The sequence below is a fragment of the Pseudoalteromonas sp. APC 3355 genome, assembly GCF_030407615.1.
Classification (GTDB): Bacteria; Pseudomonadota; Gammaproteobacteria; order Enterobacterales; family Alteromonadaceae; genus Pseudoalteromonas; species Pseudoalteromonas distincta.
On record NZ_JASDDB010000002.1, the window covers coordinates 454,783 to 467,525 of the forward strand.

Consider the following 12,743-nt stretch of genomic DNA (forward strand, 5'->3'; position numbering starts at 1 on the left):
ATGTTAAAACACAGTTTTACTTTTTTATGTTTATTGATACTAGCCGGCTGTGCTCAAGTACCTCAAAGCAAAGTAGATGACAGAGATCCGCTGCAAAGTATTAATCGTCCATTATATGACTTTAATATGGATGTACTGGATGCTTATTTATTGCGCCCAGTTGCTGTAGGTTATGTTGAAGTAACGCCTGTACCGGTAAGAAACGGTATTGTTAATTTTACAGGTAATATCACCGCACCTGTAGATATGATCAATGCGGGTTTGCAAGGTAAACCGGGTAATGCAAGTGTGAGCTTAGCACGCTTTTTAGTTAACTCTACTGTCGGTCTGTTTGGTATCTTTGATGTTGCAAGCTCACTAGGTCTTGAAATAGTCGATGAAGACTTTGGACAAACGTTGGGTGTATGGGGCGTAGGTGATGGCGCCTATTTAATGCTACCAGGTATGGGGCCAACAACAGCACGTAACCTGACCGGTGATGTAGTCGATAACTTTGTATTACCTGAAGTTGCGCTAACGACTCCACAAACTATTTTAGTATTTGTTTTAAAAGCAGTTGAGGCGCGTGCATCTTTAATACCACAAGAAGGGCTATTAAATGATTCACTTGATCCGTACTTATTTGTAAAAGATATTTACTTCCAGCGTCAAATTTATGAGCTGTACGATGGCAACCCACCTATAAAAGAAGAGCCAGCTGATTTTGATGAAGACTTTTTAGAAAGTTTATAATTGAAGCCACTAATAAAAACGCCAGCTAAATGCTGGCGTTTTTATTGACTGTTTATATAATCTGAACTTTGGCTAGAGAAAAATAAACTTAGATATCATTATAATTCAATAAATTAGTAAATATCTTAACCAGAGTTCGGGTTACTTATTTTTCGTTAACTACTAACTGCATTTGCTCATTAACCCAAGTCAGTGCTTCATGATAGGCATCAGGAACTTTTTCACCTAGGTTTAGCTCTTTCGTTAATTCGTTTGCGGCTGACCAGTTAGCTTGTTCATAATACTTAACTAAGTTTAAATATTTTGCCAGCAAGCCTTCATCGTTTAATAACGCTGCTTTTATGTCATTCGAAAGTGGAAGCTTTTTCATAACGCTTTCCATACTCTCATCTAAAATAGCATCCATAAGAGACATCATACCGGTTAAAAATGCCATGCCGGTATCTTTAAATTGTCCATGGGATATAGCGAGTAACTCACCAAAACGAGCGCGCGTAAGCGATAGCCTAATTAGCTCTATAGGTTTATCTGCTGATACTTGCGCTGCAAATAATAATGATAATAGTTTTTTAATTTCGTTAGCACCAAGCACTATAAGGGCTTGCTTAATGGTACTTATTTCAGCACGCCTTGCAAAGGCAGCAGAATTTGAATACCTAAGTAATTTGTAAGATAGGTTTACATCACGCTCAAACACATCAGTGATTTTTTTAAGATCCATATCAACGCTTGATGTTTCGTAAAGTAATTCAGCTAATGCCATTTCTGAAGGCGGTAGAGCCTTACTTTGTACCATTTCAGGTTTTGAGAAGAAAAATCCTTGGAAATAATCAAAACCAAGCTCTAGAGCTTGTTGGTAAATTTCATAGGTTTCTACTTTTTCGGCAAGTAACTTAATATGCGAGTGCAGTTTTAAATCATTAAGAACCGTTTTTATTGTATCTATATCAGATGCTAAAAAGTCTATTTTAATAATATCAATAAATGGATAAAAGTGGCGCCAAACAGGCTGATGAATATAGTCATCAAGAGCAATAGTGTAACCTTTATCTTTTAGATCTTTCACTATGGCTAATAATCGCTTCCCAGGTTGCACAGTTTCAAGGATTTCTACAACTACAGTATCTTTGCCCAATAGTGTTGGGTAGCCCTTTGATAGCGTTTCTAGGGTGAAATTTATATAGGCGGGTTTATTGTCGGTTAAATCTTCTAAGCCGAAATTAAACTGACTACCTTCAATTAGTCGTGTAGTTGCCTCGTCACCATCTATATCAGGAAATACGTTATCAACGCCATCGCGAAATAAAAGTTCATACCCGATGAGCTTTTTATCTCTGTCTAAAATAGGTTGGCGTGCAGCGTAAAAATACATAAACAGTTCCGTAAGAGTAATGTAATTGGGTATTGTAATAATATATGGCAAAAGACTCAAAATAGCATTACGTATATTTGCTAGATTAATAAATTATCATTAAAAATTAAGGTGTTTCTAGTATTTAATTTATTTTATTTCACCAATTCGCTTTAAAATCATTCAACATGAGTATTTTTGTATCAGGTGAGGGCAACAAGTTGGAGATTTTATTATCAAGCATGATATAGTCAGCGAGAATGGTTTTTACCCCAATAGTGTCTTAACTATAAAATTTTAAGAGTCATTATTTGGATTAAAGCCTATTATTAATAATTATGCGGAGGCTAATTTGGAAACAGGAATGATTATTTCACTAGCATTATATTTTATTGTAATGTTAGGTATCGGACTATATGCATATAAGCAATCTACTGACGATGTATCTGGTTACATGTTAGGTGGACGAAATCTATCTCCAAGTGTAGCTGCACTGTCTGCAGGTGCATCTGATATGAGTGGCTGGATTTTAATGGGCCTACCTGGTGCGATGTTTGTTACTGGTTTTAGTAGTACATGGATAGCAATTGGCTTGGTGATTGGTGCTTGGTTAAATTATCTGTTAGTTGCACCGAGATTACGTGTTTACACTGAAAAAGCAAATGACTCTATAACCATCCCAGACTACTTTTCAAATCGCTTCAATGATAAATCCAACCTATTACGTGTTGTATCAGCTGTGGTAATTATTGTTTTCTTTACTCTTTATACTTCATCTGGTGTTGTCGCTGGTGGTAAATTGTTTGAAAGCTCATTTGGTTTAACTTATGAAATGGGTTTATACATTACAACGGGCGTAGTTGTTTTATATACCTTGTTTGGTGGTTTTTTAGCTGTAAGCTTAACTGACTTTGTGCAAGGTTGTATTATGTTCATTGCACTTATTCTAGTACCAACGGTTGCATACTCTTTGCTTGAACAACCTTTAGAATCAACTTTACATAGCGTAAATCCAGATATGCTTAACTGGATTGGTGCAGGTTCTGCATTAGGTATTATTTCTGCAATGGCTTGGGGTTTAGGTTATTTTGGCCAACCACATATCATTGTTCGTTTTATGTCGGTACGTAGTGTTAAAGATATGCCTAAAGCACGCCGTATTGGTATGACATGGATGATTGTTGCTGCCATTGGTGCTGTTGGTACTGGTATATTTGGTGCAGCTTATACTTATGAGAACAACATTGTAGTTGAAGACCCTGAAACAATTTTCTTAATTCTTTCTGAGTTGCTGTTCCACCCACTTATTGCTGGCTTTTTACTTGCTGCAATTTTGGCTGCGATTATGAGTACTATCTCATCTCAATTATTGGTTAGTTCAAGTTCATTAACAGAAGATTTCTATAAAACATTCTTACGTAAAGATGCCAGTGATAAAGAGCTAGTTGCTGTTGGCCGTATAAGTGTTGCCGTAGTTGCTATGTTCGCTATTTATTTAGCTTACGACAGAGATAGCTCTATTTTAGACCTAGTAAGTAATGCGTGGGCTGGCTTTGGTGCTGCGTTTGGACCACTTGTATTGTTTAGCCTTTATTGGAAACGCATGAACTTTGCTGGTGCGTTAGCTGGTATGTTAGTAGGCGCATTTACTGTGCTAATTTGGATATATGGACCATTTACTATCAATGGTGAAAGCTTAAGTAGCTTTATGTAGGAAATAGTACCGGGCTTTATTTTAGCGAGTATTGCAATTGTTGTTGTTAGCTTAGTAACAAAAGAGCCTGAGCAAAACATCACTGCTTTATTTGATGAAGTAGAAAAAGAGCTTTAATTAGCAATTACTATTTATTTTAAAATGAGTAGTAATTAATACCAATCCGCAATAATACTTAATCATTTTGCGGGGCTAAACGTGTTGCTACCGGCGTTAAAAAATTCTCATTTAGAACAACTAAATATCGAATTTTTGCCTAGCTATCAACACGTTTTTCCACCCTCAAAGAGATCACTTAATTAAGCGAATTGGTATAATAAAAAAGGGAGCAACTTAGTTGCTCCCTTTTTTATTTAGTTTGTCCCGTCCGAGGAGGGAACATTCTATGAATTAACTTACTTTTTTATCGTTGTTATCTTCAATTGATGCAACGTTATCTGACTTTTTACTTTTTGCTGGCGCTTTGGTAACAGCTGGATCTTTGCCACCTTTTAATATGGTCATAAAATCATCTTTGCTTTTCGCTATTTCTAAAGCAAGTGATTCAATTTGTTGCTCACTAAGCGGTACGTCTACCTTTTCTAGCATCAGCTCAAGTGATTCTGCTATATCGAGCATCTTGTCATAAGCATCCGCTTCTTTTTTGGTAGTAAACGTCATACGCTCGACTCCGTTTCGTTCTACAACATATTTAACAACAACAGCCATGATTTCTCCTGCAAAATTGCTTGGCACCGTGGTTTTTAAAAAACCATTAGATTACTGTTTTTATGTACAGTAATGGTTTGTAAGTAAATTTGCAAGCGCGAAGTATTAATTTTTAGGTGTCTTAAATTTGACAAAAAACGGTAACTTTACTTTAGTTAAGCAATCACTTTGTTGTACCAGCTGCATTTTCAGGATTTCGGATCATAGTGATAATGCGTTTAGGTACACTTTAAGTGATGAACTTTACAGTTCCTTATTTATTGATTTCCTGAGCAATACTCAAAATTAAGAAAAGAAGAATAAGGGCAAGTTTAATGAAAACGTTAAAAAATTTACTCATCATAAGTTTATTATGTTTACTACCCGCGACTACCGCGTATGCACAATTATCAGAAGTAACTAAGCAAATGCCTCAAGCTGAGACAATTAGTATAAATAATGCTGATGCAGAGATGCTTGCTAAGTTACCTGGTATAGGTAAGAAAAAAGCGCAGGCAATTGTGGATTATCGTGAAGAAAATGGCGAATTTAAAAGCGTTAGTGATTTATCGCAAGTTAAAGGGATTGGCAAAAAACTTTTAGCTAAATTAGAGGGGAAACTTACACTTTAATATTTCTAAATAGTAATCAGGGTGCTAGGCGCCCTGATTAAATTGTTTTAGTGCATCGCTTAAGTGCTTTTTAGCAAAGTTAATCTCAATAGGTGTAGTTAATAGTGGATAGCACAATCCGCCAAGTATCAAAAATGGTATTAATATCCAACCTTTAAATACAGTGAATATTAAAAATAGTGGGCTAAGTAATAGCAGTTTTATAATACGCAATAGAACTTTATCAGTTGGCGATAGCTGACTTAATGCAAGCGCAATTACGTCTTGACGCTGGCGTACTTTTAAATGCTTAAGCTGGTCTAATTGGCTTGAAAAAAATGTAAACATATCAAATCGACTTTTTAATTGATAAACGGGCAATAATTATAATAAATAGCGTTAGTGAGAAAATCCCAAATATCACTTCCATCCAAGCAGGCATGCTCATGCCAACAAACTGCCAATCTATATTTCCACAATCCCCGGTAGCTTGAAAAAAGCTAGGTATCCATTCATGTAGTGGCATAAATGATGGGAAATTTGGTTCAAACTCGCAGCTAAATGCAAAAGGGTCTGTGGTGGTCTGCATATCAATATGTTCGCGAGCAATTAAGTATCCCCAAACACTCGATATTCCCCAAATAACATACGCTATCATACGCACAGTTTTACTTTGTGGTTTACTTGAGCCTACAATCCCTGCGCCTAATAACCCCAATACTGCAGTGCGTTGATATATACACATTATGCAAGGCGCTAACCCCATTTTGTATTGAAAGAAAAGAGCGGTAACTTCAAGTAAAAAAACGATAGCTGTAAATAAAAGCCACGGGGTTCGTTGGGTAGGTAATTGTGCAAGCCAGTTCATAAAAATTCCGCGTTTTAATAGGACGTTAGATTATGACGTAGGATAAAGTATGCAGCAACAAAAAGGAAAAAAAAGCTACCGAAGTCGCTTTTTATAAGATGAAATTAATGACTACTCAATTCAGCCTTAGCAAAGGTTAAATGACGTTCTATTATTTTCCCATCGATACATAAGCTCAGTTATATTGCTTACTTATACTAAGGTGATGCATCATCTAAAGAATTTTTTATGGTTGTACTTTTTTGTACTTTTCTTATGGCAAGTGCGGGATAAGTTAATTAAGCTCAGGCGCTGCGTAAATAAAAATATCTCCATAATAACAATGTACCTACAATGAATATTACTCTAGATATTCATGCATTGTAGCTAAATTAGAGAAACCCAAATTTAATTATTTATTAATTTTAAATTTCTACCCATTTGCTTTTGATCATACATACATCACATAAGAATCTCACACACTGAAAAAGACCATTTTATAGCTTTTAATTAGCCATGTGAGAATCTCACACCACGCATAACGTGATATTTTTTTTATATTTACACGTATAAGTTGAGATTTTTTAGACGATATAGCGGTGACCTAATATGCGTTCAGTTATTAATTATGAACCAAGCCCATGTTAGTTTCATATTTCGCAAACTTAACATCCTATAGGGATGTTCGAGGACCCTTATGCAAAGAGGTTTCATTAAAGACGATTTTTTTGATTAAGAGTAATTGAAATTACTGAGTAGCAGTATTATACATTTCTGAATTTATTAGTGGTATGTTAGTAGCATATGGAGTTTTAAATACCAAAATGGTACCAACCATTTTTAAAGGGATATTACATGGAATTCATTTTTATAATCGCAGTTGTTATATTGATAATTTGGTTAATTACCAGTCCACGCTCAAATTCAAATAAAAAAAAGCCTAAAGTACTAGATAATCCGAGGCAAAGTATAAAAGAAACTCCTGATACGCCTGCCTCTAAGGTTTCTTTGTCTAGACCTTCGAGTGACGTGACTAGCTCGATAAATCCCATTAAAACTAATAAAGCATCAGTTAGCGTTGAGTTACAGGAACAAATGAATGAATTAAAAACTGCAAAGCAGACTGATCCAAAACCTCGCATCACTGTTGTTAATACACCTACCTCAATTATAGAAAGTGCTGATAGTGCGACACATTCTGAGGACGATTTAGCTACATTTAATATTTTTGAGAGTGCAAATCCTCTAAATAAGAGCATTAAAGGCACACGCAAAGCCCAATGGCTTGATAAGAATAAAGAAACTATTATACAAAAGCGTAAGCTAATGGGGTTGATATACATAGGTGAGCAAATGGAGTCTATGAGAAGTTATGACCCTGACCCTGCGCTAATAAACTCCATTTTACCTGCATCAACACCTTTAGGGCATCAGCTGGGTTATTACACTGACGATTCGCTTGGTTACTGGCCAAGTTATAGCAGGCTTTCTAGGCAATGTAGAGGTGCCTATCTCGACTGGTTAGCAACCGACAGAAGCGCAGCTAATACCCCAATAGGATTCGTATTTTTGTACTTTTATGGATTTGAAAGATTTGTTGTTGTGAACAACAAAGACAATAAAGTTGCAGATGAACAATTCGAGGATATTTTTAATGAAGTACTTCGTTTACACAAGGTGTTTGCTTCAAATCGCTCTTTTGCTGGTTACTCAGCAAACTTTTTAGAATTTATGTATTTACTAAAACCTGAATTTTTTAAAAGTAAAAAACACATATTACCTAAGACACGTCATTCACTACTTTTTAAATTACGTCTTTCAGAGCAAATCGTTGCCACAGAAAAAGTGGATGATGAGTTGGCACTTGAATGGATCAAAAATACAGACCAATACAATTTAAAAACCGCAGCTAGGCGCTGCGATTTAGAGTTTGATTCACTTTTTAAACTTTACTACAAGCAAAAATTCCCTGAGGGAATGCAAGTTAAGCCCAATAAAACTAAATTAAACGCTGAGTACTTCTCTGCCAGCGGTAGTCTTCCTAGCGTTAAAATTTTATTAGATAGTTTACCAGACCCGAGCATATTAAAAGCCCCTATTAAAAAGCTAATACCTATTGCTGATAAAGTCGCTGAGGAACTAGCTAGTTATAGCCGTTACTTAGGTAAAGCAGGCACTAGTAGAGATGACTTAGCTGCACTGATGTTACTGCCTCGCGCTATTGCTAGTAGTCAACCATCACCATTAATTGAAAAGTTTAAGAGGTGGGCTCAGGCTATTATTTTAGAAAATGGTGGGGTAACAAATGTATCTGAATTTTGGTTGCAAACAGACTTACCAGTACCAAAAGCGATAAATAAAAAGGAAAGTGACCTCATTTATAACTTAGCGAGCCTTGCTGATATAGGTATTGCGCCTGACTTACGTTACCACCATGCAAAACCTAGATTAGATGGCAAACTTGTCTTATTTACTCCAGGGCATGGGGAAGAGTTTGTCCCTAGTCATGTATTTAACCAAGTGGGTGTCGCACTTCGCTTAGGTGCGATGGTTGCAAACATAGATGGGGTTGTAGATGAGTCAGAAAGTTCTGAGCTAGAAAAGCTAATTACTCATGATGAAAAATTAACAGATACAGAAAAGCGATCTTTAAAGGCTTATCTTACATGGCGATTAGTTACACCATCAGATAATACGGGTTTAAAAAATAGACTTAATAATTTAGGTGAAACAGAAATAGAATTTGTGAAGCGGTTTATTCTGTCTATTGCGCTCGCTGATGGCAACGTCGATAACAAAGAAGTAAAACAAATCGAGAAGCTCTACACGAATTTAGGGTTGAATAAAGAGTCTGTCACGAGTGATATTCATCAGCTTACTACAAGTAGTCATCAGCTTGCCCCAAAAAGTCAAAATTCATCAGAGTTTAGCTTAGATGAAACAATCTTAGCCCTTCATGAAAGCCAAACAACAGAAGCTAAAAATATGCTGGAAAAGATCTTTACCTCAGATGAAGATGAAAGCGATTATATTGAAGTCTCAGAGCTGACAAACGAAGTTGAAGGATTAGATCAGGCTCATAGCCAGTTGTTTGAAAAGCTATGTGCTAAAGCGCAATGGGGTCGCGAAGAGGTAGCTCAAATGTGTAGTGAGCTAAAATTAATGGTCGATGGTGCTATAGAAACCATTAATGACTGGTCATTTGATTTAGTGGATGCACCAGTAATTGATGATGACGGTGATATATACATTGATGAAGAAATAGTCGAAGAGATAAGGGAGTTATAACAATGGCAGCAAAAAAAATTAGATCAAAAGAGCGCGATGCAATTATACAGTCTCTTAAATCGGGTGTTACCCCAAAAGTCGGCATACAGCATATACAAGTAGGTCGTGGTAATGAGCTTAAAGCGCTCATTAAAGATATCGACAGAGTGACAGAGGGCGGCTCTGCTTTTCGGTTAATTATTGGCGAATACGGCTCAGGTAAAACATTCTTTTTAAGTGTAGTAAGAGCGATAGCATTAGAGCGCAAGTTAGTTACTGTTAATGCAGATCTATCTCCTGACCGTCGTATTCATGCATCATCAGGACAAGCCAGAAACTTATATTCTGAGTTAATGAGAAATATGTCTACTCGTAATAAACCTGACGGCAATGCATTGACCAGTGTGGTTGAAAAATTTATTACCGAAGCACGTAAAGAAGCAGATAATACAAGCAAAGAAATAACTACAGTGATCCACGAAAAGCTTGCATCACTCTCAGAACTCGTAGGTGGCTACGACTTTGCAAAAGTTATAGAAGCATACTGGACTGGCCATGAAACAGATAACGAGCAACTTAAGAACAACGCTGTAAAATGGTTAAGAGCAGAATATGCAACAAAAACAGATGCTCGCAAAGATCTTGGTATAAGAAGTATTATCTCAGATGTGTCGTTTTATGACTCTCTAAAGCTTATGAGTTTATTTGTAAGGCAAGCTGGCTACGAAGGGTTATTAGTTAACCTCGATGAAATGGTAAATTTATACAAACTCAATAGCACCCAAGCACGATTATCAAATTACGAGCAAATTCTAAGAATACTCAACGATTGCTTACAAGGATCGGCTGAGTACTTAGGGTTTTTACTCGGTGGTACACCCGAGTTTTTACTTGATCCAAGAAAAGGGTTATATAGCTATGAGGCGCTGCAATCTCGTTTAGCTGGCAATACGTTTGCAAAGCAAGCTGGTGTTATTGATTACTCATCTCCAGCATTGCATTTGGCAAGTTTAACGCCAGAAGAGTTATTTATATTACTTAAAAACCTTAGACATGTTTTTGCATCAGGCGATGAATCGTTATATTTAGTCCCTGACGAGTCCCTCAAAGCATTTTTAATCCATTGCAGTAAAACAATTGGAGACGCTTACTTCAGAACGCCAAGAAATACGATCAAAGCGTTTTTAGATATGCTTGCCGTGATTGATCAAAATCCAAACATTTCGTGGGGCAGCTTAATAGAAAATGTTGATATAGCAGAGGAAAAACCTTCCGATCTAGAATTAGATATTGAATCTGAAGACGATGAACTAGCTGATTTTAAGTTATGATCGACGCGCACGAAAAGCTCGATTTTCGTATTCAGCAGTGGATTTTTAAACAAGGCTGGGATCGGCTCAGAGAGATACAATGTTTAGCAATTGAGCCTATCCTATCAGGCAATACTGATGTGCTTATTAGTGCCTCTACTGCCGCAGGTAAAACCGAAGCATTTTTTTTACCTGCAATAAGTAGTATCGCAGATGAAGTAAGTGGTGTAAGCATTTTATATATCAGTCCACTAAAGGCGTTAATAAACGATCAAGACCGAAGGCTAGAAAGCTTGTCAGATTTGTTAAACATACAAGTTACACCTTGGCATGGTGATAGTCCTCAAAGTCGGAAAAATAAGCTGAAACGAAATCCATCAGGCATTATGTTAATAACGCCAGAGTCCCTAGAGTCATTATTAATAAGAGACAGTGGCTGGGTAAAGTCTGCTTTTCAGAATTTAAAGCATATAGTTATAGACGAATTTCACGCATTTATTGGCACAGAGCGAGGCCATCACTTGTTGAGCTTACTGCACCGCTTAGAACACCTTGTAGGCCGTGTAAACTCACCAATACCCAGAACGGCTTTAAGTGCGACTTTAGGTAACTTAGAAAGTGTCCCAGCATCTTTAAGACCTAATAAATCACTGTCTTGTAAAATAATAAAGCAAACGCAGTCTTCATCATCGTTAAAAATGCAAGTGAAGGGATATATTGAGAGCGCTGTTGTGGCAGATGAGACGGTTACTGCGGAGCAAGCCGTATGTAACGATTTATATGGTCTTTGCCGTGGTGGAAACCACCTAGTGTTTGCAAATAGCAGAAGTCGCACCGAAAGTATTGCGACCACTCTTGCAGAGATGTGTGAGAGCAACACTGTGCCTAACGAGTTTTTTCCACATCACGGCTCATTAGCCAAAGAAATGCGAGAATCACTTGAGGCTCGGCTTCAGCAAGATCAAATTCCCACGACAGCAGTGTGTACTATGACTTTGGAGTTAGGCATTGATATAGGCAAGGTTAACTCTGTCGTACAAGTTACTGCGCCGCATTCTATTGCAAGTTTACGGCAGCGCATGGGTCGTTCAGGTAGGCGTGGTGGCGCTAGTATTTTGCGAATGCTAATAACTGAGGCTGACCTTACAGAAAAATCGAGTATTGTAGATAAACTGCGGCTTGAATTGGTTCAATCGTTAGCGATGATACGGTTATTGGTTGCAAGTAAATGGTATGAACCAGCAGACACTTCGCTCTATCACTTTTCAACATTACTTCATCAGGTTTTAGCTCTCATCGCGCAATGGGGGGGGATAAGAGCAGATCAAATCTACGTATTACTTTGTAAAGACGGGCCATTCCAACAAGTTACTGTTACTCATTTTAAAGATTTGCTATCTCACATGGGTAAGGTAGATCTTATTACCCAGTTAGGAAGTGGTGAACTGGTTTTAGGTTTTATGGGTGAAAAAGTAACAAATCATTATACGTTTTATGCCGTCTTTAAAACTCCTGAAGAATTTAGAATTGTAACGGGTAGTAAAACACTAGGGACATTACCAGTAGATAGCCTTATTTTAGAGGGCCAACATATTGTATTTGCGGGTAAACGTTGGGTGGTTGAGCTAGTCGATACAGACAAAAAAGTGATTTCAGTACAGCATGCAAAAGGAGGGAAACCACCTAAATTTGGTGGTTCAGGGATGGCTGTACATGATGTAGTGAGACAAGAAATGCTTAAAATTCTGAAAGAAAGTGACTACAGAGTTCAAGTTGGTGAACAAAGAATTGAATTTGGTGATGCAGTTGCCCAAGCACTTTTTAAAGAGGGGGCTGACTTTTTTAAAACTGCAAAACTTGAAAGTACATATTTCTTACAGCATGGCAATACAGCCGTTGTTTTGCCTTGGGCCGGTGATAAAGTTGTAAATACACTTGTTGCAGTACTTATACACAAAGGGTTTGGAGCGGGTGCATTTGCAGGAATTATAGAAGTTGAGAATACCTTAATTGATCATGTTATCGGGGCTCTTAAAAGCTTTCGAGATGATAAAACCATATCAGCAATTGATTTAGCTGATGCTATTGCAGAAAAAACTATAGATAAGTTTGATGAGTATTTACCTCAAGAAATTCTTGCACAAGGGTATGCTGCAAGAACTTTTGATGTTGAGAAAGCACAGGTATTAGTTAAAGAATTACTCTAAGACAGCAGATCTTAGAT

The 12,743-nt window shown here is 37.1% G+C and carries 9 protein-coding genes and 1 pseudogene; 6 read left to right on the plus strand and 4 right to left on the minus strand.

Features of this window, described 5'->3' with window-relative positions; genetic code table 11:
• A complete protein-coding gene (locus QMA08_RS05285; RefSeq protein WP_002959276.1) occupies nt 1-732 on the plus strand; it encodes a VacJ family lipoprotein in 732 nt (243 codons plus the stop codon).
• Nucleotides 733-877: 145 nt separating this feature from the next.
• On the opposite strand, the gene QMA08_RS05290 is transcribed toward QMA08_RS05285, so the two are convergent.
• Nucleotides 878-2,104, minus strand: coding sequence for an HDOD domain-containing protein (locus tag QMA08_RS05290; protein ID WP_165723517.1), 1,227 nt, complete (start codon nt 2,102-2,104; stop codon nt 878-880).
• A gap of 343 nt (nt 2,105-2,447) precedes the next feature.
• Here QMA08_RS05290 and putP point away from each other — a divergent pair.
• Nucleotides 2,448-3,914: pseudogene (putP, locus tag QMA08_RS05295) on the plus strand (sodium/proline symporter PutP).
• A 273-nt stretch (nt 3,915-4,187) separates the two neighbouring features.
• On the opposite strand, the gene QMA08_RS05300 reads toward putP, so the two are convergent.
• A complete protein-coding gene (locus QMA08_RS05300; protein WP_004335683.1) occupies nt 4,188-4,505 on the minus strand; it encodes a YebG family protein in 318 nt (105 codons plus the stop codon).
• Nucleotides 4,506-4,819: 314 nt separating this feature from the next.
• Between QMA08_RS05300 and QMA08_RS05305 the strand changes: the two genes are divergently transcribed.
• A complete protein-coding gene (locus QMA08_RS05305) occupies nt 4,820-5,116 on the plus strand; it encodes a helix-hairpin-helix domain-containing protein (RefSeq protein ID WP_024595349.1) in 297 nt (98 codons plus the stop codon).
• 24 nt (nt 5,117-5,140) lie between these two features.
• Here QMA08_RS05305 and QMA08_RS05310 read toward each other — a convergent pair whose 3' ends face one another.
• The gene (locus tag QMA08_RS05310; protein WP_024595348.1) at nt 5,141-5,443 is read right to left on the minus strand and encodes a DUF6170 family protein; all 303 of its coding nucleotides are present in this window, start codon (nt 5,441-5,443) and stop codon (nt 5,141-5,143) included.
• A gap of 1 nt (nt 5,444) precedes the next feature.
• Nucleotides 5,445-5,963 carry a disulfide bond formation protein DsbB gene (gene dsbB / locus QMA08_RS05315; RefSeq protein ID WP_024595347.1) on the minus strand — a complete coding sequence of 173 codons (519 nt, stop codon included), beginning with the start codon at nt 5,961-5,963 and terminating at the stop codon, nt 5,445-5,447.
• A gap of 834 nt (nt 5,964-6,797) precedes the next feature.
• Here dsbB and QMA08_RS05320 point away from each other — a divergent pair.
• The 3 genes from QMA08_RS05320 to QMA08_RS05330 are packed head-to-tail and all read left to right on the plus strand — an operon-like array spanning nt 6,798 to nt 12,726.
• On the plus strand, nt 6,798-9,230 hold the full coding sequence (locus tag QMA08_RS05320) for a TerB N-terminal domain-containing protein (RefSeq protein WP_290173837.1): 2,433 nt from the start codon (nt 6,798-6,800) through the stop codon (nt 9,228-9,230).
• 2 nt (nt 9,231-9,232) lie between these two features.
• A complete protein-coding gene (locus QMA08_RS05325) occupies nt 9,233-10,540 on the plus strand; it encodes an ATP-binding protein (protein WP_290173838.1) in 1,308 nt (435 codons plus the stop codon).
• A complete protein-coding gene (locus tag QMA08_RS05330) occupies nt 10,537-12,726 on the plus strand; it encodes a DEAD/DEAH box helicase (protein ID WP_109874289.1) in 2,190 nt (729 codons plus the stop codon). The genes QMA08_RS05325 and QMA08_RS05330 overlap by 4 nt, the downstream gene beginning before the upstream one ends.
• Nucleotides 12,727-12,743: the final 17 nt, after the last annotated feature.